This is a genomic window from Micromonospora sp. HM134, from assembly GCF_007833915.1.
Lineage (GTDB): Bacteria > Actinomycetota > Actinomycetes > Mycobacteriales > Micromonosporaceae > Micromonospora > Micromonospora wenchangensis.
On the sequence record NZ_CP041061.1, the window covers coordinates 6641460 to 6665459 of the forward strand.

The following is a 24000-nucleotide window of genomic DNA, read 5'->3' on the forward strand; positions in this document are numbered from 1 at the left end:
CAGCGATTCACGTCCCTCTTCCGTCCCCCGGGTGGGCTTCACGCCCGTACTCCGCCGACGCCTCCCCTCCGCCGACGGTCGGGAGCACGTCCGCTCCCCGGCCGGCGGCCGAGATCGACGTCGCCTCCCCGACCACCGGGATGCCGGTTCCCTTCCTGCCCGACCACGGGCCCCCGGCCGACACCCGGGAGCCGGTTCTCTCCCTCGACCGACACCCGGGACCCCGGTTCCCGCCCCCGGCCGAGAGCCAGAATGCTGATTGCCGGTGCGGACCGATAGCTAGGTTGCCGGTTTCCTCCCCCGGCCGACGGTTGAGTCGTCAACGTCATCAGCTCGAAAGGACCCGGGGTGGTCAACTGGCACGGCCCGCCGGCAACGGGCCACGGCGGCGTGAACCACCGAGACCGGCACGCCTCGACACCACACCACCCGGACACCGCCAGCCCGAGAACCATCCCGCGTGCGGGTGGCCGAGGTGACGGGTCAGGTGGCCGGGGAGTCGGCCGGCTGCCGGGCGGTCACCAGATCGCCGAGCCGCGCCCGCCCGCCGTCGAACGCGGTCAGCACCCAGACCCCGTCCTCCAGCAGCGCCATCGAGTGCTCGACGTGCACCGCCATCGACCGGTCCCGGGTGACCACGGTCCACCCGTCGGACAACTCGACGGTACGCGGGGAACCCATCGTGATCATCGGCTCGATCGCCAGCGCCATGCCCGGCACCAGGCGTGGCCCCTTGCCGGGCCGGCCGTGGTTGAGCACGTGCGGGTCCTGGTGCATCTCGGTGCCGATGCCGTGGCCGCCGTAGCCGTCGACGATGCCGTACCGGCCACCCCGACGGACGGCGGTCTCGACGGCGTGCGAGATGTCGGTGAGCCGGCCACGGCCGTTCGCGGCCCCCCGCGCGGCGGCGGCGATCCCGGCCCACATGGCGTCCTCGGCGACCGAGGCCATCTTCAGCAGCGCCGGGTCGACCTCGCCCACCCCGACGGTGACCGCCGCGTCGCCGTGCCAGCCGTCCAGCACCGCGCCGCAGTCGATCGAGATCAGGTCGCCCTCCCTGAGCACCTGGTCGGCGGCGGGGATCGCGTGCACCACCTGCTCGTTGACCGACGAGCAGATCGAGGCGGGGAAGCCGTGGTAGCCCTTGAAGGACGGGATCGCGCCCGCCTCGCGGATGGTCGCCTCGGCGATGGCGTCGAGGTCGGCCGTACTCACCCCGGGGGCGACCGCCGCGCTCATCCGGCGCAGGGCCTCGGCGACCACCAGGCCGGCGGCCCGCATCTTCTGGATCTGGTCAGGGGTCTTCAGCTGGATGTCCAGCTGGGCACGGCGCATGGAGCGGTCACCTTTCGTTGCTTTGCACAGCGAAACAGCGGGGCACGTCGCGTACCCCGCTGTTCGCACTCTATCCGCCGGGCCCCGGCGGGAGGTCAGCCGCCGTACGAGCGCAGCGCGTCGATCGCGCGGACGGTGACGTCCTCCACCGGGCCGGTGGCGTCGATCCCGACCAGCTTGTTCTGCGCGCCGTAGTAGTCGACAAGCGGCGCGGTCTTGTCGGCGTATTCGCGGAGCCGGGCCGCGATGGTCTCCGGCTTGTCGTCGTCGCGCTGGAACAGCTCGGCGCCGCACCGGTCGCAGACACCCTCCCGGCTGGGGGCGTCGAACTCGACGTGCCAGATCTTGCCGCAGCCCCGGCAGGTACGCCGGCCGGAGAGCCGCCGGATCACCTCGTCGTCGTCGACGACCAGTTCCAGCACCAGATCCAGCGCGGTGCCCAGGTCGGCGAGGAGCTTGTCCAGCGCGGCGGCCTGCGGGGTGGTGCGCGGGAAGCCGTCGAGCAGGAAGCCCTCGGAGGCGTCCGGCTCGGCGAGCCGGTCCCGGACCATGTTGATGGTCACCTCGTCCGGGACCAGCTTGCCCGCGTCCATGTACCGCTTCGCCTCGACTCCCAGGGGCGTCCCCTGGGAGACGTTGGCCCGGAAGATGTCACCGGTCGAGATCTTCGGCACCGAGAGGTGTGCGGCGATGAACTCCGCCTGTGTGCCCTTGCCCGCGCCCGGCGGGCCAACCAGAACGAGTCGCATCTACCGCAGGAACCCTTCGTAGTTCCGCTGCATGAGTTGGCTCTCGATCTGCTTCACGGTCTCCAGACCGACGCCGACCATGATGAGCACAGCGGTGCCGCCGAACGGGAAGTTCTGGAACTGCTGGCTGTTCAGCCAGATGAAGAAGAAGTTCGGCAGGACCGCCACGATACCCAGGTAGAGCGCGCCCGGCAGGGTGATCCGGCTGAGGATGAAGTCGAGGTAGTCGGCGGTCGGCTTGCCGGGGCGGATGCCCGGCACGAAGCCGCCGTACTTCTTCATGTTGTCCGCGACCTCGGTCGGGTTGAACGTGATCGACACGTAGAAGTACGTGAAGAAGATGATCAACAGGAAGTAGATCACGATGTGCAGCGGCGCGTCGGCCTGCACGATGTTGTTCTGGATCCAGGCTTGGGTCTTGCCCGGGTCGTTCTGGTCGAAGAACTGGAGCGCCAGCTGCGGCAGGTAGAGCAGCGACGAGGCGAAGATGACCGGGATGACACCGGCCTGGTTCACCTTCAGCGGGATGTAGGTGGAGGTGCCGCCGTACATCCGCCGGCCGATCATCCGCTTGGCGTACTGCACCGGGATGCGGCGCTGCGCCTGCTCGATGAAGCAGACCGCGGTGATGACCACCAGGACCAGGGCGAGCACGAGGGCGAACTTGCCCCAGCCCTCGTTGGTCTTGATCTTCCAGCCTTCGCTGGGGAGCCGGGCCGCGATCGAGGTGAAGATCAGGACGGACATGCCGTTGCCGACGCCCCGGTCGGTGATCAGCTCACCGAGCCACATCACCATGCCGGTGCCGGCGGTCATCGTCATGACCAGGATGCCGAGGGTCAGCCAGTCCGGGATGCCGGTGCCCTCGGGCACGATCGGGAACTGGTCGCAGCGGTTCTGGAACAGCTGGCCGGAACGGGCCAGCGCCACGAACGCCGACGACTGGAGGATGCCCAGGCCGAGGGTCAGGTAGCGGGTGTACTGGGTGATCTTCGCCTGGCCGGCCTGGCCCTCCTTGCGGAGCTGCTCCAGCCGGGGGATGACCACCGTCAGCAGTTGCAGGATGATCGACGCGGTGATGTAGGGCATGATGCCCAGCGCGAAGACCGAGAGCTGCAACAGCGCGCCGCCGGAGAACAGGTCGAGCAGGTTGAGCACGCCCGTGTTCTGGCCCTGCAGACTGTCGAGACACTTCTGCACGTTGCCGTACGAGACGCCGGGGCTGGGCAGAGTGGCGCCGAGCCGGTAGACCGCGATGATGCCTACTGTGAACAGCAGCTTCTTGCGCAGGTCAGGCGTACGGAACGCACTGAGAAAGGCGGACAGCAACTTCTTCCTCCTGCGCGCGGGCCGCCCGGTGGTGGTCCCTGGCGGGTGGGGTGGGTGCCGGGCGAGTGCCCGATATCCATGGCTGGGAAGGGACTCTAACAGCCCGATCCCGCTCCGGGCAGGTGTGCCCGGCTACATAAACCGAATCCGATGTTACCCGGCGCACACGCTCCGGGTAGACCAGGGCGCCCGCCCAGTCACGAAGAACTGAGCGGGCGCCATGGTCTGCCTGACCTACAGCTCGGTGACCGAGCCGCCGGCAGCGGTGATCTTCTCCTTGGCCGACGCGCTGAACGCCTGCGCCGACACCTGGAGGGTCACGCCGCCGAGGTCGCCGGTGCCGAGGATCTTGACCGGGTGGCCCTTGCGGACCGCGCCGGCCTCGACCAGCTCCAGCGGGCCGACCTGGCCGCCGTTGGGGAACAGTTCGGCGAGCCGGTCCAGGTTGACCACCTGGAAGACGACCTTGAACTTGTTCTTGAAGCCCTTCATCTTCGGCAGGCGCATGTGGATGGGCATCTGCCCACCCTCGAACGCCGCCGAGATGTTCTTGCGGGCCTTGGAGCCCTTGGTGCCGCGACCGGCGGTCTTGCCCTTGGAGCCCTCACCGCGACCCACCCGGGTCTTCGCGGTCTTGGCGCCCGGGGCCGGACGGAGATGGTGAACCTTGATCGTCATTACTCGACCTCCTCGACCTTCACGAGGTGGCTGACCGTGAAGATCATGCCCCGAATCTCGGGACGGTCCTCCTTGACCACCACGTCATTGATCCGCTTCAGGCCGAGCGAACGCAGCGAGTGCCGCTGGTTCTGCTTCCGCCCGATCTCGGACCGGATCTGGGTGACCTTCAGGCGTGCCATCAGGACGCCACCCCCGCCCGCGACGCCAGCATGGCGGCCGGCGCGACGTCCTCCACCGGCAGGCCACGACGGGCCGCGACGGCCTCCGGGGACTCGAGCCCCTTCAGCGCCGCCACCGTGGCGTGCACGATGTTGATCGGGTTGGACGAGCCGAGGCTCTTGGAGAGCACGTCGTGGATGCCCGCGCACTCCAGCACGGCACGCACCGGACCACCGGCGATGACGCCCGTACCGGCGGACGCCGGCTTGAGCAGCACCACACCGGCCGCGGCCTCACCCTGGATCGGGTGCGGGATCGACTGGCCGATCCGCGGCACCTTGAAGAAGTGCTTCTTGGCCTCCTCGACGCCCTTGGCGATCGCCGCGGGCACCTCCTTGGCCTTTCCGTAGCCCACGCCGACCGTGCCGTCGCCGTCGCCCACGATCACCAGGGCGGTGAAGCTGAAGCGACGACCACCCTTCACGACCTTGGCGACGCGGTTGATCGCGACGACCCGCTCGAGGTGCGGGGTCTTCTCGACGGGCGCGTTTCCGCGGCCGCCCTCACGGCGGTTGTCGCGGCGACCACCCTCGTTGCCACCGGACCCGCCGCCACGGCGCTGTTGACCTGGCATCAGCAGCCTTCCTTATCTCTCGTGACGGGGTTTCTAGAACTCGAGCCCGGCTTCGCGGGCGGCGTCGGCAAGCGCGGCGACCCGCCCCGCGTACCGGTTGCCACCACGGTCGAAGACGACCTTGGAGACGCCGGCGGCCTTGGCCCGCTCGGCGAGCAGGCTGCCGACCTTGCCGGCCAGGGCGCTCTTGTCGCCCTCCGCACCGCGCAGCGACGCGTCCAGGGTCGAGGCCGACGCCAGGGTGTGACCCTTGGTGTCGTCGACGATCTGGGCGACGATGTGCCGCAGCGAGCGGGTGACCACCAGGCGGGGACGCTCGGCGGTGCCGCTGACGTTCTTGCGGACCCGGAAGTGTCGACGCGCACGGCCGACGGCGCGCTTGGCGGCGACGCCGCGGCGGCGCTTGAGCAGCGTGGCGCTCACTTCTTACCTGCCTTTCCGGCCTTGCGGCGGATGACCTCGCCCTGGTACTTGACGCCCTTGCCCTTGTAGGGCTCCGGCGGGCGGATCTTCCGGATGTTGGCGGCGACCTCACCGACCTGCTGCTTGTCGATGCCGGCCACGTGGAACAGCGTCGGCCGCTCCACCGTGAAGGTGATGCCGTCCGGCGCCTGCACCAGGACCGGGTGCGAGAACCCGAGCGCGAACTCCAGGTCCTTGCCCTTGGCGGTGACCCGGTAACCGGTGCCGGCGATCTCCAGGCTCTTGCGGTAGCCCTCGGTCACCCCGACGATCATGTTGGCGACCAGGGTACGGCTCAGGCCGTGCAGCTCCTTGGCCTTGCGCTCGTCGTTCGGCCGGTTGACGTGCAGCTGCCCGTCCTCGCCCCGCTCCGCGGAGATCGGCTCGGCGAGCGTGTGGCTCAGCTCGCCCTTCGGGCCCTTGACCTTGACGGTCTGGCCCTCGATCGTGATGTCGACGCCGGAGGGCACCGAGATCGACTTACGTCCAATACGCGACATTTCTACCTGTCTCCCGTTACCAGACGAAGGCGAGGACTTCCCCGCCAACGCTCCGCTTGCGGGCCTGCCGGTCGGTGAGCAGCCCCTGGGACGTCGAAATGATCGCCACGCCCAGCCCGCCGAGCACCCGCGGGAGCCCGTCCGACTTGGCGTACACCCGGAGACCGGGCTTGGACACGCGCTTGATGCCGGCCAGGCTCCGCTCCCGGTTCTGGCCGTACTTCAGCTCGACGACCAGTCGCTTGCCGACGGCGCCCTCCTCGGGCTCCTCGACCAACCAGGTGGCGATGTAACCCTCGGCCTTGAGGACCTCGGCGATGTTCGCCTTGATCTTCGAGTAGGGCATCGTCACCCGGTCGTGGTACGCCTGGTTGGCGTTCCGCAGACGCGTGAGCATGTCTGCGATCGGGTCGGTCATCGTCATGAAATTCGTCAACCTTTCTCGCCGGGGTTCCCCGGGCACGGCCCGGGGCCTACGGCGAAGAGACAGTTCAGCTGACGCGCGGAGCGCGCCGGGCTATTACCAGGAAGCCTTGGACACGCCGGGCAGCTCACCGCGGTGGGCCATCTCCCGGATGCACACCCGGCAGAGGCCGAACTTGCGGTAGACCGCCTTCGGACGCCCGCACCGCTGGCAGCGGGTGTACGCGCGAACCGAGAACTTCGGCTTCGCGGCGGCCTTGAGGATCAGCGCCTTCTTGGCCATCTCAGTTCTCCTTGAACGGGAAGCCCAGGAGCTTGAGCAGCGCCCGGCCCTCGTCGTCGGTCGTGGCGGTCGTGACCACCGTGATGTCCATGCCCCGCTGGCGATCGATCCGGTCCTGGTCGATCTCGTGGAACACCGACTGCTCGGTCAGGCCGAACGTGTAGTTGCCGTGCCCGTCCAGCTTGCGACCGTCCAGGCCGCGGAAGTCACGGATACGCGGCAGCGCGATCGACAGCAGCCGGTCCAGGAACTCCCACATCCGGTCGCCGCGCAGGGTCACCTTCGCGCCGATCGGCATGCCCTCACGCAGCTTGAACTGCGCGATCGACTTGGTGGCCCGCCGCACCTGCGGCTTCTGCCCGGTGATCGTGGCCAGGTCGCGGACGGCGCCGTCGATCAGCTTGGCGTCGCGGGCGGCCTCGCCCACGCCCATGTTGACGACGATCTTGACCAGCCGCGGCACCTGCATGGGGTTGCCGTAGCTGTGCTGCTCCTGCAGCTTGGCCACGATCTCGTTGCGGTACCGCTCCTTGAGGCGCGGCAGGGTCTTGGTTTCGGTAGCCGTGGTCATCACAGGTCCTTACCGGTGCTACGCGCGATGCGGACCTTCTGGCCGTTGTCGTCGAACCGGTAACCGACCCGGGTCGGGTTCCCGTCGGAGTCCAGGACCTGCACGTTCGAGACGTGGATCGGGGCCTCCTGGGTGACGATGCCACCGGTCTTGGCGCCGCGCTGGGTGGTGCTGACACGGGTGTGCTTCTTGACCCGGTTCACGCCTTCGACGAGGACCTTGTCCTGCCGCGGGTAGGCCGCGATGACCTTGCCCTTGGCGCCCTTGTCCTTGCCGGCGATGACGATGACCGTGTCGCCCTTCTTGACCTTCACGGTCACAACACCTCCGGCGCGAGGGAAATGATCTTCATGAACCGCTTGTCCCGCAGCTCGCGGCCCACCGGGCCGAAGATACGGGTGCCGCGCGGGTCCCCGCCGTCCTTGATGATGACGGCGGCGTTCTCGTCGAAACGGATGTACGAGCCGTCCGGCCGCCGCTTCTCCTTGGCGGTGCGGACGACGACGGCCTTGACGACGTCGCCCTTCTTGACACCGGCGCCCGGGATCGCGTCCTTGACGGTGGCCACGATGACGTCGCCGATGCTCGCGTAGCGCCGACCGGAGCCACCGAGAACCCGGATGCACAGGATCTCCCGGGCACCCGTGTTGTCGGCGACGCGCAGTCGCGACTCCTGCTGAATCACGTCTATCTCCTATGTCTGCCGGTTCTCCGGCCGCCCTCGCGGACGGCCGGAGCCTGGCGGAACCTGCGCCCGACCGAAACCGGCCGAGCTCGAGCCTTCGCTACTTGGCCTTCTCGAGGATCTCCACGATCCGCCAACGCTTGGTGGCGGACAGCGGCCGGGTCTCCATGATCAGGACCCGGTCACCGATGCCGGCAGCGTTCTGCTCGTCGTGGACCTTCAGCTTGCTGGTACGGCGCATGATCTTGCCGTACAGCGCGTGCTTGACCCGGTCCTCGACCTCGACCACGACGGTCTTGTCCATCTTGTCGCTGACCACCAGGCCCTCACGGACCTTACGGCGGGCCCGCACGGTGGTGGCGGTGTTCTCGGTCTCACTCATGATGCAGTCACCTCAGTCGGCGCGGCCGAGAGACCCAGCTCGCGCTCACGCATGATCGTGTAGATCCGGGCGATCTCCCGACGGATGACCTGCAGCCGCCGGTTGTTGTCCAGCTGACCGGTCGCGGCCTGCACGCGGAGGTTGAACAGCTCCGCCTTGGCCTCGCGCAGCTTCGTGACCAGCTCCTCCTCGGAGAGTTCACGCAGCTCGGAGGGCTTGACGCCCGCTGCCATCAGGATTCACCCACTTCGCGCGTAACAATGCGGCACTTCATCGGGAGCTTGTGGATCGCGCGACGCATCGCCTCTCGCGCGATCTGCTCGTTGGGGAAGGACATCTCGAAGAGAACCCGCCCCGGCTTGACGTTCGCGACCCACCACTCGGGCGAGCCCTTGCCGGAACCCATCCGGGTCTCGGCCGGCTTCTTGGTGAGGGCCTGGTCCGGGAAGACCGTGATCCACACCTTGCCGCCACGCTTGATGTGCCGGGTCATGGCGATACGTGCCGACTCGATCTGCCGGTTGGTCACGTACGCCGGCTCGAGAGCCTGGATTCCGAACTCGCCGAACACCACCCGGTTACCGCCCTTGGACGCGCCGTGGCGGTCCGGGTGGTGCGGCTTGCGGAAGCCCTTCGGGGGCTTGCGCGGCATCAGCATCTGTCAGCCCTCCTGCTGCGTTTCTGCCGGCTGGGTGGCGGCTGCGGCGACAGCGGAGCTGTCGACCGGCTCGCCACTCGGCGTCTCGGCCTGCTGCGCGATGGTGGTCGCGGCAGCCCGGCCGGCCTCGGTACCGCCGGCGGTCGTACCCGACGAACCCGACCGGCCACGACGCGGCCGCTCGGGCCGGTCGCCACGCTCACCACGACGCGGGCGGGACGGACCGGCCTCGGCCGGAGCCTCCCGGCCCGGCACGGCGTCGCCCTTGTAGATCCAGACCTTCACGCCGATCCGGCCGAAGGTGGTACGGGCCTCGAAGAAGCCGTACTCGATGTTGGCCCGCAGCGTGTGCAGCGGAACCCGACCCTCGCGGTAGAACTCCGTCCGGCTCATCTCGGCGCCGCCGAGACGGCCCGAGACCTGCACCCGGATGCCCTTGCAGACGGGGTTCTTCATCGCCGACTGCATCGACTTGCGCATGGCCCGACGGAAGCTGACCCGGCTGGAGAGCTGCTCGGCGACACCCTGGGCGACCAGCTGCGCGTCCGACTCGGGGTTCTTGACCTCGATGATGTTCAGCTGCACCTGCTTGCCGGTGAGCTTCTCCAGCTCGCCGCGGATCCGGTCGGCCTCCGCACCCTTACGGCCGATGACGATGCCCGGCCGGGCGGTGTGGATGTCGACCCGGACCCGGTCCCGGGTCCGCTCGATGTCGACCTTGGAGATGCCGGCCCGCTCGAGGCCCTTGGACATCATCCGGCGGATCTTGACGTCCTCGCCGATGTAGTCCTTGTAGAGCTTGTCGGCGAACCAGCGGGACTTCCAGTCGGTCGAGATGCCGAGCCGGAACCCAGTGGGGTGAACCTTCTGACCCATTACTCGGCACCCTCCGTCTTGCTCTCGGTCGCCGCGGGCTCGGCCTGCTGCGCCGGCGCCGCCTTCTTCGCCGCGGACTTCTTCGGCGCGGCCGGCGCGACCGCCTCGACCGCCACGGTGATGTGGCAGGTGCGCTTGCGGATCCGGTAAGCCCGGCCCTGCGCCCGCGGCCGGAACCGCTTCATGGTCGGGCCCTCGTCGACGAACGCCTCGCTGACGAGCAGCGCATCGGGGTCCAGCCGCTCGTTGTTCTCCGCGTTGGCGATCGCGCTCGCGAGCACCTTGTACACCTGCTCGCTCGCCGCCTGCGGCGCGAACTGCAGCACCGTGAGCGCCTCCTTCGCGGGCAGGCCGCGGACGAGGTTGACCACCCGGCGCGCCTTCATCGGCGAGATGCGCACGTGTCGCGCAACCGCCCGCGCGCCCGGAAGCACCGGAGCGTCGCCCTTTCCTGGCATCGCTGTAACCCCTTGTTCCTCTATCCGTATGCCCGCGGCGTCAGCGCCGGCGGCTCTTCCGGTCGTCCTTCTCGTGACCCTTGAACGTACGGGTCAGCGCGAACTCGCCGAGCTTGTGCCCGACCATGGCCTCGGTCACGAACACCGGGACGTGCTTGCGTCCGTCGTGCACGGCGATCGTGTGCCCGAGCATCTCGGGGATGATCGTCGAGCGGCGCGACCAGGTCTTGATGACGTTCTTCGAGCCCTTGTCGTTCTGCGTCTCCACCTTCTTGAGCAGGTGGTCGTCGACGAACGGGCCCTTCTTCAGGCTGCGAGGCATGCTCTATCTCCCTCAGCCGCGCTTACGCGTGGCGTAGCGGCGGCGGACGATCAGCCGGTCGCTCGGCTGGCCCTTACGACGGGTGCGGCCCTCGGGCTTACCCTGCGGGTTCACCGGGTGGCGACCACCGGAGGTCTTACCCTCACCACCACCGTGCGGGTGGTCGACCGGGTTCATCGCGACACCACGGACGGTCGGGCGCTTGCCCTTCCACCGCATCCGGCCGGCCTTGCCCCAGTTGATGTTCGACTGGTCGGCGTTGCCGATCTCGCCGACGCTGGCGCGGCAGCGCACGTCGACCCGCCGGATCTCGCCGGACGGCATACGCAGGGTCGCGTAGACGCCCTCCCGGCCGAGCAGCTGGATGCCGACGCCGGCCGAACGGGCCAGCTTGGCGCCGCCGCCCGGACGCAGCTCCACGTTGTGGATGGTGGTACCGACCGGGATGTTGCGCAGCGGCAGGTTGTTGCCCGGCTTGATGTCGGCGCCCGGCCCGGACTCGACCCGGTCGCCCTGCTTCAGGTCCTTCGGCGCGAGGATGTAGCGCTTCTCGCCGTCGGCGTAGTGCAGCAGCGCGATGCGCGCGGTGCGGTTCGGGTCGTACTCGATGTGCGCGACCTTGGCCGGCACGCCGTCCTTGTCGACCCGCTTGAAGTCGATCAGCCGGTACTGCCGCTTGTGGCCGCCGCCGTGGTGCCGGGCGGTGATCCGGCCGTGGGCGTTGCGTCCGCCCTTCTTCGGCAGCGGAGCCAGCAGGGACTTCTCCGGCGTGGACCGGGTGATCTCGGCGAAGTCGGCGACGCTGGAGCCGCGTCGGCCCGGCGTCGTCGGCTTGTACTTACGGATAGCCATTGTCTACACCCCTCAGCTGACCGGGCCGCCGAAGGCCTCGATACGGTCACCGTCAGCCAGCTTCACGATCGCCCGCTTGGTCGCCTTGCGCTGACCGAAGCCGGTCTTGGTGCGCTTGCGCTTGCCCTGGCGGTTGAGCGTGTTGACCGTCAGGACGCGGACGTTGAAGATCTGCTGGATAGCGATCTTGATCTCGGTCTTGTTCGCGTCCGGGTGCACCAGGAAGGTGTACCAGTTCCGGTTCAGCTCGCTGTAGCTCTTCTCCGAGACGACCGGCGCGACGATGACGTCCCGCGGGTCGGCGATCGTGCTCACTTGCCACCCTCCTCGGTGGTCTCGGCGGGCACGCCCAGGAACTCGTCCAGGGCGCCCTTGGTGAAGACCACGTCGTCGGCCACCAGCACGTCGTACGTGTTGAGCTGGCCGGACTCGATCAGGTGCACCCGCGGCTCGTTGCGCAGCGACACCCAGTTCAGCTCGTCGGTGCTGCTCAGCACGACCAGCACCCGCCGGGCCCCGGTCAGCTTGGCCAGGGTGGCCAGGGCCGCCTTGGTCGACGGCTTCTCGCCCGAGACGAAGGTCTCGACGACGTGCACCTGGCCGGCGCGGGCCCGGTCGGAGAGGGCGCCACGCAGGGCGGCGGCCTTCATCTTCTTCGGGGTCCGCTGGCTGTAGTCGCGCGGCACCGGGCCGTGGACCACGCCACCGCCGGCGAACTGCGGCGCGCGGATCGAGCCCTGCCGGGCGCGACCGGTGCCCTTCTGCTTGTACGGCTTCTTGCCGCCGCCGGAGACCTCGCCACGGGTCTTGGCCTTGTGGGTGCCCTGCCGGGCCGCCGCGAGCTGAGCCACCACGACCTGGTGCATCAGCGCGATGTTGGCCTGGACGTCGAAGATGTCGGCCGGCAGCTCGACGGAGCCGCTCTTGGCGCCTTCGACGTTGAGGACGTCAACGGTGGTCACTTGGCCACACCGCCCTTCTTCGCCTTCGTCTTGGCCGCGGTGCGGACCAGGACCAGCGCGCCCTTGGGGCCGGGGATGGCACCACGGACGAGCAGGAGGTTGTTCTCGGTGTCGACCGCCTGGACGGTCAGGTTCTGGACGGTGTAGCGCACGCCACCCATCCGACCCGCCATCCGGGTGCCCTTGAAGACGCGACCCGGGGTCGCGCAGGCGCCGATGGAGCCCGGCGAGCGGTGCTTGCGCTCGACACCGTGGCTGGCGCGCAGACCGTGGAAGCCGTGCCGCTTCATCGGGCCGGCGTAGCCCTTGCCCTTGGTCTTGCCGGTGACGTCGATGACCACGCCGACCGGGAACTCCTCGACCGTGACCTCCTGGCCGAGCGAGTAGTCCGCGGCGTCGGTGGTGCGCAGCTCGACGATGTGCCGGCGCGGCGCCACGTCCGCCTTGGCGTAGTGCCCGGCGAGCGGCTTCTTGGCCTTGCGCGGGTCGATCGTGCCGTAGGCGAGCTGGACCGCGGAGTAACCGTCCTTCTCGGCGCTACGAACCTGGCTGACGACGCAGGGGCCGGCCTGAACCACGGTCACGGGGACAACCTTGTTGTTGTCCCAGACCTGGGTCATGCCGAGCTTTGCGCCCAGGATCCCCTTGACTTGCCTGTCCATTTGTCCGGTCCCTACAGCTTGATCTCGATGTCGACGCCAGCCGGCAGGTCGAGGCGCATGAGCGAGTCGACCGTCTTCGGGGTCGGGTCGATGATGTCGATCAGCCGCTTGTGCGTACGCATCTCGAAGTGCTCGCGCGAGTCCTTGTACTTGTGCGGCGAGCGGATGACGCAGAAACGGTTGATCTCCGTGGGCAGCGGCACCGGGCCCGCGACCTGCGCCCCGGTGCGCGTCACCGTCTCGACGATCTTCCGCGCCGAGGAGTCGACGACCTCGTGGTCATAGGCCTTGAGCCGGATGCGGATCTTCTGTCCCGCCATGGTGGCTTCTGTTCCTTCTCTCGATGCCGCTGTGTTGCGGGCACCTGTACCGGCTGGCACAGGCCCACTTCGCCGACCCCCGCGGTCGGGCGTGTCGCGCCCTCGGACCAGGCTCCGCCCCGGGACTCCGGAGCGACTCTCTGACCACGCGGTGGGTCAAGGCGCCGATCGCATCACAGCGATCTGGACGCCGTGCGAGGGTGGTTGACCGCCAGGGGCGATCAACCACCCTACGCGCGACTGTTGGTCTTCCCGGAGGTCCAGCTTTCGCCGGACACGGGCGACTAACCGTCGTTACGCAACCTGACTAGTATGCCGCACGACCGGCGGCGACGCTAATCGGGGTTACCTGGGTCACTTGATGATCTTGGTGACGCGACCCGCGCCGACCGTACGACCACCCTCGCGGATCGCGAACTTGAGGTTGTCCTCCATCGCGATGGGCTGGATGAGCTTGACGGCCATCGTGGTGTTGTCGCCCGGCATGACCATCTCGGTGCCCTCGGGGAGGGTGACGACACCGGTGACGTCGGTGGTGCGGAAGTAGAACTGCGGGCGGTAGTTCTGGAAGAACGGGGTGTGCCGGCCGCCCTCCTCCTTGGAGAGGATGTAGACCGTCGCCTCGAACTCCGTGTGCGGGGTGCTGGTGCCCGGCTTGACGACCACCATGCCGCGCTCGACGTCCTCGCGCTTGATGCCACGCAGCAGCAGACCGACGTTCTCGCCCGCGCGGGCCTCGTCGAGCAGCTTGCGGAACATCTCGATGCCGGTGCAGACCGTCTTCTGCGACTTCTCGCGGATACCGACGATCTCCACCTCCTCGTTCGGCTTGAGCACGCCACGCTCGGCGCGACCGGTGACGACCGTGCCACGACCGGTGATCGTGAAGACGTCCTCGATCGGCATGAGGAACGGCTTCTCGGTCTCCCGCTCGGGCTGCGGGATCGCGGTGTCGACCGCGTTCATCAGCTCCAGCAGGCGGCCGGTCCACTCGGGGTCGCCCTCAAGGGCCTTCAGCGCCGACACCCGGACGACCGGCAGGTCGTCACCCGGGTACTCCTGCGCCGACAGCAGCTCGCGGACCTCGAGCTCGACGAGCTCCAGGAGCTCCTCGTCGTCGACCATGTCGCTCTTGTTGAGCGCCACGACGATGTACGGCACACCGACCTGACGGGCCAGCAGCACGTGCTCGCGGGTCTGCGGCATCGGGCCGTCGGTCGCCGCGACCACCAGGATCGCGCCGTCCATCTGGGCGGCACCGGTGATCATGTTCTTGATGTAGTCGGCGTGCCCGGGGCAGTCGACGTGCGCGTAGTGCCGCGCCTCGGTCTGGTACTCGACGTGCGCGATCGAGATCGTGATACCGCGGGCCTTCTCCTCCGGCGCCTTGTCGATCTCGTCGAACGGCGTGTACGGGTTGAGGTCCGGGTACTGGTCGTGCAGGACCTTCGTGATGGCCGCCGTCAGCGTCGTCTTACCGTGGTCGATGTGACCAATGGTGCCGATGTTGACGTGCGGCTTAGTCCGCTCGAACTTCGCCTTCGCCACTGGTGTCCTCCTGTGGACTTCTTGGTTCTTCTCGCCCCGGCGCGCCGGACGGCGCTTAGGACTCTGTCGACAGCCTTTCCGGCCAACGGCCGGAGAGCTTGGTGGGTTCTGCGGCGATGAAGCCTACAGGCCCGGATTCACACAACCCGACCGAGGTGGTCGCGGGCGGGACTCCCGTCCGCGACCGGCCCCGGCTCACCGGATCAGCAGCAGGTGAGCGTCACTCACCCGTCGCCTTGGCGATGATCTCCTTCGCCACGCTCTGCGGCACCTCGGCGTAGGAGTCGAACTGCATGCTGTAGCTTGCCCGGCCCTGGGTCTTCGACCGCAGGTCGCCGACGTAGCCGAACATCTCCGACAACGGCACCAGGGCCCTCACGATGCGGGCGCCGCTGCGCTCCTCCATCGCCTGGATGATGCCACGGCGGGAGTTGAGGTCGCCGATGACGTCACCCATGTTCTCCTCGGGAGTGGTGACCTCAACGGCCATCATCGGTTCGAGGAGCGCGGGGTCGGCCTTGCGGGCCGCCTCCTTCATCACCATCGAGCCGGCGATCTTGAATGCCATTTCGGACGAGTCGACCTCGTGGTACTGGCCGTCCAGCAGGGTCAGCTTGACACCGACCAGCGGGAAGCCCGCCAGGATGCCGTACTGCATGGCGTCCTGCGCACCGGCGTCCACCGACGGGATGAACTCCCGGGGGATACGGCCACCGGTGACGGCGTTGGCGAACTCGTAGGTCGGCGACTCGTTGTCCAGCGGCAGCGGCTCGATGCTCACGATGACGCGGGCGTACTGGCCGGAGCCACCGGTCTGCTTCTTGTGGGTGTACTCGATCTTCTCCACCTTGCGGCGGATCGTCTCGCGGTACGCCACCTGCGGCTTGCCGATGTTGGCCTCGACGTTGAACTCGCGGCGCATCCGGTCGACCAGGATGTCCAGGTGCAGCTCGCCCATGCCGGCGATGACCGTCTGACCGGTCTCCTCGTCCAGCTTGACGCGGAAGGTCGGGTCCTCCTCGGCCAGCCGCTGGATGGCGGTGCTGAGCTTCTCCTGGTCGGCCTTGGTCTTCGGCTCGATCGCGACCTCGATGACCGGCTCGGGGAAGGTCATCGACTCCAGGATGACCGGGTTCGCCGGGTCGCAGAGGGTGTCACCGGTGGTGGTCTGCTTGAGACCCTGCACCGCGATGATGTCGCCAGCCTGGGCCGAGCCGCGCTCTTCCCGCTTGTTGGCGTGCATCTGGTAGATCTTGCCGATCCGCTCCTTGCGGTCCTTGGTGGAGTTGACCACCTGGTTGCCGGTCTCGACCACGCCCGAGTACACCCGGACGTACGTGAGCTTGCCGAGGTGCTTGTCGGTCTGGATCTTGAAGGCCAGGCCGGAGAAGGGCTCGGCCTTCGACGGCTTACGCTGCAACGGCGTCTCGCCGTCGGTCGCGGTGCCCTCGATCGCCGGCACGTCCAGCGGCGACGGCAGGAAGTCGACCACGGCGTCGAGCATGGGCTGCACGCCCTTGTTCTTGAACGCCGAGCCGCACAGCACCGGGTTGGCCTTGCTGGCGATGGTGGCCCGCCGGATGGCGGCCTTGATCTCCTCGACGGAGATCTCCTCGCCCTCCAGGTACTTCTCCATCACCGCGTCGTCGACGTCGGCCAGGGTCTCCATCAGCTTCTCGCGCCACTCCGCCGCGGAGTCGGCCAGGTCGGCCGGGATCTCCTCGATGGCGTAGTCCTCACCCTTCTGGGTCTCCCCGCGCCAGGTGAGGGCGCGCATGCCGATCAGGTCGACGACACCGATGTGGTCGCCCTCGAGCCCGATCGGGATCTGGAGCACCAGCGGGGTGGCGTTGAGCCGGTCGATCATCATCTGCACGCAGCGGAAGAAGTCCGCGCCCGTACGGTCGAGCTTGTTGACGAAGCACATCCGCGGGACGTGGTACTTGTCGGCCTGCCGCCAGACGTTCTCCGTCTGCGGCTCCACGCCGGCAACGCCGTCGTAGACCGCGACCGCACCATCCAGCACCCGCAGCGACCGCTCGACCTCGACCGTGAAGTCGACGTGACCGGGCGTGTCGATGATCTGGATCGTGTGGCCCTTCCACTCACACTTGGTGGCAGCAGAGGTGATGGTGATACCACGCTCCTGCTCCTGCTCCATCCAGTCCATGACGGCAGCGCCCTCGTGGACCTCACCGATCTTGTAGGTGATACCGGTGTAGAACAGGATCCGCTCGGTGGTCGTGGTCTTACCGGCATCGATGTGCGCCATGATGCCGATGTTGCGTACGTTGGCGAGCGCGTCTGCGGCGGCCACTTCAATCCCTACTTATCGTCGTCTCGACTCGACCGGTGGCGGTTCCGGCGCCGGTCCGGCGCCGGAACCAGGCTGTTACCAGCGGTAGTGCGCGAAGGCCTTGTTGGACTCCGCCATCTTGTGGGTGTCCTCGCGCCGCTTGACGGCGGCACCCAGACCGTTGCTCGCGTCGAGCAGCTCGTTCATCAGCCGCTCGACCATGGTCTTCTCGCGACGGGCCTTGGAGTACGTGACCAGCCAACGCAGACCGAGGGTGGTCGCCCGGGCCGGACGGACCTCGACCGGCACCTGGTAGGTGGCGCCACCGACCCGGCGGCTGCGCACCTCCAGGGTCGGCTTGACGTTGTCCATCGCGCGCTTGAGGGTGACGACCGGGTCGGTGCCGCTCTTCTCGCGGCACCCCTCCAGGGCGGCGTACACGATGCGCTCGGCGAGCTGACGCTTGCCGCGCATCAGGATCTTGTTGACCAGCTGGGTGACCAGCGGCGAGTTGTACACCGGGTCAGCGACCAGCGGCTTCCGCGGAGCGGGTCCCTTGCGCGGCATGTCAGCTCTTCTCCTTCTTCGCGCCGTACCGGCTGCGCGCCTGCTTGCGGTTGCGGACACCCTGGGTGTCCAGCGAGCCGCGGACGATCTTGTAACGCACGCCGGGGAGGTCCTTCACCCGGCCGCCGCGAACGAGCACGATCGAGTGCTCCTGAAGGTTGTGACCCACGCCCGGGATGTAGGCGGTCACCTCGATCTGGCTGCTGAGCTTGACACGAGCGACCTTGCGGAGCGCCGAGTTCGGCTTCTTGGGGGTGGTGGTGTACACGCGGGTGCACACACCGCGCCGCTGAGGGGATCCCTTCAGCGCCGGGGTCTTGGTCTTGGTCGTCTTGGCCTGGCGGCCCTTTCGGACCAGCTGCTGAATGGTGGGCACCGGGTTTCTCCGCTCCCTTCGGCCGCGTCACGCGACCGCGCCGTCTGCTCGTTAGCCGACCTGATGGCCGGCTCTCCTACATTCCGACCGGGTCCACCTCGCGGCGGTCCCGGTACCCGCGGTCGGGTGTGTCGCCCGGTTCGCGGTCCCGGTGCCGTCGCTCGCGCGGGTGGCACCGGTTTCTGTCACCGGCGCGTGGTCGTCCGCCCGCCGGGTCCTGTGGACTGTGTCGTACGGCCGCTCGATCTCCGGATCAATCCGGATCCCGCGCACGCACGAGTCGCCCGGGCATGCCCGGGCGCAAGGGGAAAGAGTACCTACCACAGCCTCGCAGGTCAAAACGGGCTGGTCCGCCGGGTCTCAGAACTCCGTCGGTCGCGCCGTGCGCCCTGCCTGCTCGCCCGTGACGGGCCCCTAGGCTGTCCAGTGTACCGGCTGCCGTACGTCGCAGCCCGTCACCCCCGGGCGACGGGGGTCACGCCAACTGCACCAGCAACGCCAGCCCCAGGCCCAGCAGGCTGAGCACCAGCCCCACCCCGCCGCAGCTGATCCCGGCCGTCGCCAGGCCCCGGCCGGTGAACCGCACCGCCGGCGGTGGCGCGGCCCGGCGGATCTGCCGGCGGGCCAGCAGCCCGGCGACGATCGCCGCCGTACCGGCCAGCACCCCCGGCACGGTGAACGCGCCGGCCGCCCAGGCACCGCCGAGCTGCGCTCCCCCGACGCCGAAGCAGATCACCAGGAACGACACCAGGATCGACCCGATCCCCGCGATCAACGAGCCCACCGCCGGACCGGAGGTGACCGCCGGCACGTCCAGGTGCACCACCCCGAAGGGGGTGCCGGGCACGGCGTCGACCCGCTTGGGAGCGCGCGGGGCCTCCGGCGGCGGTGGGGGCAGCGGCCCCGGCCCGTGCCCCGACGACGCCGGCCAGCCCGTCCCGGCCGCCGGCTGTCCCGGGTACGACCCGGCCGCCACCGTCCCGGGATACGCCCCGCCCGGGCCGGGGTACGGCGACGACCCCGGATACGACGGCGGCCCGGCGGGCGGTCCCCCGGGGAACGGCCCACCACTGGACGGCGGCCCACCACCGAACGGTGCAGCGCTGGCCGGCCCGCCACCCGACGGCGCGCCGCCGACGCCGGGCGTCGGCGGCGGGGCGTACCCGAGGGGGGCGGCCTCCGGCGGGATGCCGGCGCCGTGCACCGGGCCGGGCCCGGACGGCGCGCCCCACGGGCTGACGGCCCACGGGTCGGGCGGGCGGGTCGTCCCGGCGTCGGTGCCGGGCGCGGCCGGCTCCGGGGAGCCGACGGGCGGTCCGCCCGGGTCGCCTCCCGACGGCGACGCCGGTTCCGTCACGGGGTCCTCCTGTCGCGATGTGGGTCCACCGTCACGCGACGGACACCGGCCAGGCTACCGCCGCCACGCACCGTGGGTGCCCCCTGCCGGATCATCACCCCGACGGGTCAGTCGACGTTCGGGGCGAAGTCCTGCCCGTACGGGGAACCGGCCAGCCGGACCACGCCGATCACCACAAGCGTCACCACCGCGACCGCGACCAGTACCAGGCCAGCCCAGGCAAGCCGCTCCCCCCGCCGCAGCCAGGCCGCGCCGGTGAGGAACCCACCCGAGGCGTACGCCTCCCGGCGGGCCTGCCGCGCCAACTGGAGGGCGATCGTGGCGGGCACCACCCCGCCGACGAAGAGCCCGGTCAACGCCCCGATCAACCCGAGCGCGAAGACGGCCCGTGCCTTGGTGGCGCGTACCGGGTCGGGGTCGAGCGGATGACGTGGTGGCTGGTGCGCCAACGGCAGCGGCCCCGCAGCGGTCGTCATGCCCACCATCATGCCCGGCGTCCGGCCGTACCGGACACTTCCCGGCGGGCACGCCTCCGGAACGAGGAAGGCCCCCGGCGCGACGCCGGGGGCCTTCCTCGTCAGCTGGTGCTCAGCGGTACGACCCGAAGTCGAAGTCGTCCAGCGGAACCGCCTGCCCGCTGGCCGGCCCGAAGCCGTAGTCGGTCTCCGGGTAGCCGGTCATCGAGTAGACCTTGGCCTTCGCCTCCTCGGTCGGCTCGACCCGGACGTTGCGGTACTTGCTGATGCCGGTACCGGCCGGGATGAGCTTACCGATGATCACGTTCTCCTTGAGGCCGACCAGCGAGTCGCTGCGCGAGTTGATCGCCGCGTCGGTCAGCACCCGGGTGGTCTCCTGGAAGGAGGCCGCCGAGAGCCAGGAGTCGGTGGCCAGCGAGGCCTTGGTGATACCCATCAGCACCGGACGACCGGCAGCGGGCTCGCCACCCTCGCCGACGAGCCGGCGGTTCTCCGACTCGAACAGCGCCCGGTCGACAAGCACACCCGGCAGGAACTCGGTCGAGCCGGAGTCGATGACCGTCACCCGCTTGAGCATCTGGCGGATGATGATCTCGATGTGCTTGTCGTGGATGAGCACACCCTGCGAGCGGTAGACCTCCTGGACCTCCTGGGTCAGGTGGACCTGGACCGCGCGCGGGCCGAGGATGCGCAGCAGCTCGTGCGGGTCGATGGTGCCCTCGGTGAGCTTCTCGCCGACCTCGACGTGGTCCCCGTCGTGGGTCCGCAGCCGGACCCGCTTGGAGATCTTGTCGTAGACGATCTCGTCGCTGCCATCGTCCGGCACCACGATGATCTTCCGGGACCGCTCGCCGTCCTCGATCCGGATCCGGCCCGGGGTGTCGGCGATGGGCGCCTTGCCCTTCGGGATACGGGCCTCGAAGATCTCCTGGACACGCGGCAGACCCTGGGTGATGTCCTCACCCGCGACACCACCGGTGTGGAAGGTACGCATCGTCAGCTGGGTGCCCGGCTCACCGATCGACTGGGCGGCGATGATGCCGACCGCCTCGCCGACGTCCACGGTCTTGCCGGTCGGCAGCGAACGGCCGTAGCACGCACCGCAGACGCCCAGCTTCGACTCGCAGGTGAGCACGCTGCGCACCCGGACCGTCTCCACCCCGGCGGCGACGATCTTGTCGACCCCGATGGAGTTGATGTCCTGACCCCGGTGGGCCACCACGGTGCCGTCCGGCCCCTTGATGTCGTCGGCCAGGGTACGGGCGTGCACGCTGGTCTCGGCGTGCTCGTGGACGACCAGCCGGCCACCCTCCAGACGCTCGCCGATCTGCATCGGGATCGCCCGGTCGGTGCCGCAGTCCTCCTCGCGGATGATGACGTCCTGCGAGACGTCCACCAGACGACGGGTGAGGTAACCCGAGTCGGCGGTACGCAGCGCGGTGTCGGCCAGACCCTTACGGGCACCGTGCGTGGAGATGAAGTACTCCAGCACGGACAGACCCTCCCGGTACGACGCCTTGATGGGTCGCGGGATGATCTCGCCCTTCGGGTTGGCCACCAGACCACGGATCGCCGCGATCTGCCGGAGCTGGAGCAGGTTACCGCGGGCGCCCGAGTTGATCATCTTCCACAGCGGGTTCTCCTGCGGCAGCGCGGTGTCCATCTCCTTGGCGACCTCGTTGGTCGCCTTGGTCCAGATCTCGATGAGTTCGCCGCGACGCTCCTCGGCGGTCATCAGACCACGCTGGTACTGCTTGTCGATCCGGTCGGCTTCCTTCTCGTACCGCTCCAGGATCTCCCGCTTGCGCGGCGGAGCGATGACGTCCTCCATACCGATGGTGACGCCGGACCAGGTGGCCCAGTGGAAGCCGGCCTCCTTGAGCCCGTCCAGGGTGGCGGCCAGCGCCACCTTGGGGAAGCGCTCGGCGAGGTCGTTGACGATCGCGGAGAGCTGGCCCTTGCGGATCTCGTAGTTCACGAAGCGGTAGCCCTGCGGCAGCGTCTCGTTGAACAGGACCCGGCCGAGCGTGGTCTCCACGGTCAGCGGCTCACCCTCGACCCAGCCCTCCGGGGCGACCCAGGGCTCCGCGCCGTTGCCGTTGTCGACACCGATCACGTCCCGCAGCCGGATCTTGACCGGGGTCTGCAGGTGCAGCTCGCCCGCGTCGAACGCCATCCGCGCCTCAGCGTCCGAGCTGAACGCCCGGCCCTCGCCGACCCCGCCCGGGGTCAGGTGGGTGAGGTGGTAGAGGCCGATGACCATGTCCTGGGTGGGCATGGTGACCGGCTTGCCGTCGGCCGGCTTGAGGATGTTGTTCGACGACAGCATCAGGATCCGCGCCTCGGCCTGGGCCTCGGCCGACAGCGGCACGTGCACCGCCATCTGGTCACCGTCGAAGTCGGCGTTGAACGCGGTGCAGACCAGCGGGTGGATCTGGATCGCCTTGCCCTCGACCAGCTGCGGCTCGAAGGCCTGGATGCCCAGGCGGTGCAGCGTCGGCGCGCGGTTGAGCAGCACCGGGTGCTCGCCGATGACCTCTTCCAGCACGTCCCACACGACCGGGCGCTGCCGCTCGACCATCCGCTTGGCGGACTTGATGTTCTGCGCGTGGTTGAGGTCGACCAGCCGCTTCATCACGAACGGCTTGAACAGCTCCAGCGCCATCTGCTTGGGCAGGCCGCACTGGTGCAGCTTCAGCTTCGGGCCGACCACGATGACCGAACGGCCCGAGTAGTCGACGCGCTTGCCGAGCAGGTTCTGCCGGAACCGGCCCTGCTTGCCCTTGAGCATGTCGGACAGCGACTTGAGCGGGCGGTTACCCGGGCCGGTGACCGGCCGGCCGCGACGGCCGTTGTCGAACAGCGCGTCGACGGCCTCCTGGAGCATCCGCTTCTCGTTGTTGACGATGATCTCGGGCGCGCCGAGGTCGATCAGCCGCTTGAGCCGGTTGTTCCGGTTGATCACACGGCGGTACAGGTCGTTCAGGTCGGAGGTCGCGAAGCGGCCACCGTCGAGCTGCACCATCGGGCGCAGGTCCGGCGGGATGACCGGGACGCAGTCCAACACCATGCCCAGCGGCGAGTTGCGGGTGTTCAGGAACGCCGCGACGACCTTCAGCCGCTTGAGCGCACGGATCTTGCGCTGGCCCTTGCCGGAGCGGATGGTCTCGCGCAGGCTCTCGGCCTCGGCGTCGAGGTCCATGTTCTGGACCAGCGCCTTGATCGCCTCGGCGCCCATGCCACCGGTGAAGTACTCGCCGAACCGGTCACGCAGCTCGCGGTAGAGCAGCTCGTCGGTGACCAGCTGCTTGGAGTCGAGCTTGCGGAAGGTGTCGAGGACCTCGTCGAGGCGGTCGATCTCGCGCTGGGCCCGGTCGCGGATCTGGCGCATCTCGCGCTCTCCGCCCTCCTTGACCTTGCGCCGGACGTCCGCCTTGGCGCCCTCGGCCTCCAGCTCGGCCAGGTCGGCCTCCAGCTTGGCGGCCCGCTTCTCGATCTCCGAGTCGCGGCTGTTCTCGGACTGCCGCTTCTCGGCGAGGATCTCGTTCTCGATCGTCGAGAGGTCACGGTGACGCGCCTCGGCGTCAACGCTCGTCACGACGTACGAGGCGAAGTAGATGATCTTTTCGAGGTCCTTGGGGGCGAGGTCCAGCAGGTAGCCCAGCCGGCTCGGCACGCCCTTGAAGTACCAGATGTGGGTCACCGGAGCGGCCAGCTCGATGTGCCCCATCCGCTCACGACGGACCTTGGAGCGGGTCACCTCGACGCCGCAACGCTCACAGATGATGCCCTTGAACCGGACCCGCTTGTACTTGCCGCAGTAGCACTCCCAGTCCCGCTGAGGGCCGAAGATCTTCTCGCAGAAGAGCCCGTCCTTCTCCGGCTTGAGGGTGCGGTAGTTGATCGTCTCGGGCTTCTTGACCTCACCGTGCGACCACTGACGGATGTCGTCCGCGGTCGCGAGGCCGATGCGCAGCTCGTCGAAGAAGTTGACGTCGAGCACTATGTCCCCTATGTCGTCGTCTTTACAGCTAGATCACGGGCGGGGTCGGGAGCCGGACAGCCGGCCCCCGACCC

General features: G+C 68.8%; 31 protein-coding genes. All 31 read right to left on the reverse strand.

Annotation, left to right across the window (positions count from 1 at the left end):
* Positions 1-483 precede the first annotated feature (483 nt).
* Positions 484-1335, reverse strand: a complete 852-nt coding sequence (map, locus tag FJK98_RS28795; RefSeq protein WP_145921748.1) for a type I methionyl aminopeptidase — start codon at positions 1333-1335, stop codon at positions 484-486.
* Positions 1336-1430: 95 nt separating this feature from the next.
* A complete protein-coding gene (locus FJK98_RS28800; protein ID WP_088646992.1) occupies positions 1431-2084 on the reverse strand; it encodes an adenylate kinase in 654 nt (217 codons plus the stop codon).
* Entirely contained in the window at positions 2085-3413 is a 1329-nt protein-coding gene (secY, locus tag FJK98_RS28805) for a preprotein translocase subunit SecY (RefSeq protein WP_145921749.1), read from the reverse strand.
* 234 nt (positions 3414-3647) lie between these two features.
* A complete protein-coding gene (gene rplO, locus FJK98_RS28810) occupies positions 3648-4091 on the reverse strand; it encodes a 50S ribosomal protein L15 (RefSeq protein ID WP_088646994.1) in 444 nt (147 codons plus the stop codon).
* A complete protein-coding gene (gene rpmD / locus FJK98_RS28815; RefSeq protein ID WP_088646995.1) occupies positions 4091-4273 on the reverse strand; it encodes a 50S ribosomal protein L30 in 183 nt (60 codons plus the stop codon). The genes rplO and rpmD overlap by 1 nt, the downstream gene beginning before the upstream one ends.
* Positions 4273-4887, reverse strand: coding sequence for a 30S ribosomal protein S5 (rpsE, locus tag FJK98_RS28820; RefSeq protein ID WP_088646996.1), 615 nt, complete (start codon positions 4885-4887; stop codon positions 4273-4275). Before rpsE ends, rpmD begins: the two co-directional genes overlap by 1 nt.
* A gap of 33 nt (positions 4888-4920) precedes the next feature.
* The gene (rplR, locus tag FJK98_RS28825; RefSeq protein ID WP_088646997.1) at positions 4921-5310 is read right to left on the reverse strand and encodes a 50S ribosomal protein L18; all 390 of its coding nucleotides are present in this window, start codon (positions 5308-5310) and stop codon (positions 4921-4923) included.
* On the reverse strand, positions 5307-5849 hold the full coding sequence (rplF, locus tag FJK98_RS28830) for a 50S ribosomal protein L6 (RefSeq protein WP_145921750.1): 543 nt from the start codon (positions 5847-5849) through the stop codon (positions 5307-5309). Before rplF ends, rplR begins: the two co-directional genes overlap by 4 nt.
* A gap of 16 nt (positions 5850-5865) precedes the next feature.
* Positions 5866-6273 carry a 30S ribosomal protein S8 gene (gene rpsH / locus FJK98_RS28835; protein WP_067301438.1) on the reverse strand — a complete coding sequence of 136 codons (408 nt, stop codon included), beginning with the start codon at positions 6271-6273 and terminating at the stop codon, positions 5866-5868.
* A gap of 96 nt (positions 6274-6369) precedes the next feature.
* Positions 6370-6555 carry a type Z 30S ribosomal protein S14 gene (locus FJK98_RS28840; protein ID WP_007073023.1) on the reverse strand — a complete coding sequence of 62 codons (186 nt, stop codon included), beginning with the start codon at positions 6553-6555 and terminating at the stop codon, positions 6370-6372.
* A 1-nt stretch (position 6556) separates the two neighbouring features.
* Positions 6557-7126 carry a 50S ribosomal protein L5 gene (gene rplE / locus FJK98_RS28845; protein WP_067301437.1) on the reverse strand — a complete coding sequence of 190 codons (570 nt, stop codon included), beginning with the start codon at positions 7124-7126 and terminating at the stop codon, positions 6557-6559.
* Complete coding sequence (gene rplX / locus FJK98_RS28850) at positions 7126-7446, reverse strand: 50S ribosomal protein L24 (RefSeq protein ID WP_194821781.1); 321 nt, start codon at positions 7444-7446, stop codon at positions 7126-7128. The genes rplE and rplX overlap by 1 nt, the downstream gene beginning before the upstream one ends.
* Positions 7443-7811, reverse strand: a complete 369-nt coding sequence (gene rplN, locus FJK98_RS28855; protein WP_007073026.1) for a 50S ribosomal protein L14 — start codon at positions 7809-7811, stop codon at positions 7443-7445. The genes rplX and rplN overlap by 4 nt, the downstream gene beginning before the upstream one ends.
* A gap of 100 nt (positions 7812-7911) precedes the next feature.
* The gene (gene rpsQ / locus FJK98_RS28860; protein WP_088646999.1) at positions 7912-8193 is read right to left on the reverse strand and encodes a 30S ribosomal protein S17; all 282 of its coding nucleotides are present in this window, start codon (positions 8191-8193) and stop codon (positions 7912-7914) included.
* On the reverse strand, positions 8190-8426 hold the full coding sequence (gene rpmC / locus FJK98_RS28865) for a 50S ribosomal protein L29 (RefSeq protein WP_013288628.1): 237 nt from the start codon (positions 8424-8426) through the stop codon (positions 8190-8192). Before rpmC ends, rpsQ begins: the two co-directional genes overlap by 4 nt.
* Positions 8426-8851: a 50S ribosomal protein L16 gene (gene rplP / locus FJK98_RS28870; RefSeq protein ID WP_088647000.1), complete on the reverse strand. Its 426-nt coding sequence runs from the start codon at positions 8849-8851 to the stop codon at positions 8426-8428. Before rplP ends, rpmC begins: the two co-directional genes overlap by 1 nt.
* 3 nt (positions 8852-8854) lie before the next feature.
* On the reverse strand, positions 8855-9727 hold the full coding sequence (rpsC, locus tag FJK98_RS28875; RefSeq protein ID WP_088647001.1) for a 30S ribosomal protein S3: 873 nt from the start codon (positions 9725-9727) through the stop codon (positions 8855-8857).
* Positions 9727-10185 carry a 50S ribosomal protein L22 gene (gene rplV / locus FJK98_RS28880; RefSeq protein ID WP_088647002.1) on the reverse strand — a complete coding sequence of 153 codons (459 nt, stop codon included), beginning with the start codon at positions 10183-10185 and terminating at the stop codon, positions 9727-9729. Before rplV ends, rpsC begins: the two co-directional genes overlap by 1 nt.
* 40 nt (positions 10186-10225) lie before the next feature.
* Complete coding sequence (rpsS, locus tag FJK98_RS28885; RefSeq protein ID WP_007073032.1) at positions 10226-10507, reverse strand: 30S ribosomal protein S19; 282 nt, start codon at positions 10505-10507, stop codon at positions 10226-10228.
* A 12-nt stretch (positions 10508-10519) separates the two neighbouring features.
* Entirely contained in the window at positions 10520-11359 is an 840-nt protein-coding gene (gene rplB / locus FJK98_RS28890; RefSeq protein WP_145921751.1) for a 50S ribosomal protein L2, read from the reverse strand.
* Between the two features lie 12 nt (positions 11360-11371).
* On the reverse strand, positions 11372-11674 hold the full coding sequence (rplW, locus tag FJK98_RS28895) for a 50S ribosomal protein L23 (protein WP_067301418.1): 303 nt from the start codon (positions 11672-11674) through the stop codon (positions 11372-11374).
* On the reverse strand, positions 11671-12321 hold the full coding sequence (gene rplD, locus FJK98_RS28900; RefSeq protein WP_145921752.1) for a 50S ribosomal protein L4: 651 nt from the start codon (positions 12319-12321) through the stop codon (positions 11671-11673). Before rplD ends, rplW begins: the two co-directional genes overlap by 4 nt.
* Entirely contained in the window at positions 12318-12983 is a 666-nt protein-coding gene (gene rplC, locus FJK98_RS28905; RefSeq protein WP_088647006.1) for a 50S ribosomal protein L3, read from the reverse strand. Before rplC ends, rplD begins: the two co-directional genes overlap by 4 nt.
* A gap of 11 nt (positions 12984-12994) precedes the next feature.
* The gene (rpsJ, locus tag FJK98_RS28910; protein WP_007073037.1) at positions 12995-13303 is read right to left on the reverse strand and encodes a 30S ribosomal protein S10; all 309 of its coding nucleotides are present in this window, start codon (positions 13301-13303) and stop codon (positions 12995-12997) included.
* A 354-nt stretch (positions 13304-13657) separates the two neighbouring features.
* Positions 13658-14851, reverse strand: coding sequence for an elongation factor Tu (gene tuf / locus FJK98_RS28915; protein ID WP_088647007.1), 1194 nt, complete (start codon positions 14849-14851; stop codon positions 13658-13660).
* A gap of 220 nt (positions 14852-15071) precedes the next feature.
* On the reverse strand, positions 15072-17168 hold the full coding sequence (fusA, locus tag FJK98_RS28920) for an elongation factor G (RefSeq protein ID WP_145921753.1): 2097 nt from the start codon (positions 17166-17168) through the stop codon (positions 15072-15074).
* Between the two features lie 75 nt (positions 17169-17243).
* Positions 17244-17714, reverse strand: coding sequence for a 30S ribosomal protein S7 (gene rpsG / locus FJK98_RS28925; RefSeq protein WP_088647009.1), 471 nt, complete (start codon positions 17712-17714; stop codon positions 17244-17246).
* Position 17715: 1 nt separating this feature from the next.
* Positions 17716-18090, reverse strand: coding sequence for a 30S ribosomal protein S12 (gene rpsL, locus FJK98_RS28930; protein ID WP_007465318.1), 375 nt, complete (start codon positions 18088-18090; stop codon positions 17716-17718).
* A gap of 475 nt (positions 18091-18565) precedes the next feature.
* Positions 18566-18937 carry a DUF4190 domain-containing protein gene (locus FJK98_RS28935; protein WP_145923052.1) on the reverse strand — a complete coding sequence of 124 codons (372 nt, stop codon included), beginning with the start codon at positions 18935-18937 and terminating at the stop codon, positions 18566-18568.
* Between the two features lie 617 nt (positions 18938-19554).
* Positions 19555-19923 (reverse strand): hypothetical protein, encoded by a 369-nt coding sequence (locus tag FJK98_RS28945; protein WP_145921754.1) that lies wholly within the window; start codon positions 19921-19923, stop codon positions 19555-19557.
* Positions 19924-20035: 112 nt separating this feature from the next.
* A complete protein-coding gene (locus FJK98_RS28950) occupies positions 20036-23926 on the reverse strand; it encodes a DNA-directed RNA polymerase subunit beta' (protein WP_145921755.1) in 3891 nt (1296 codons plus the stop codon).
* Positions 23927-24000: the final 74 nt, after the last annotated feature.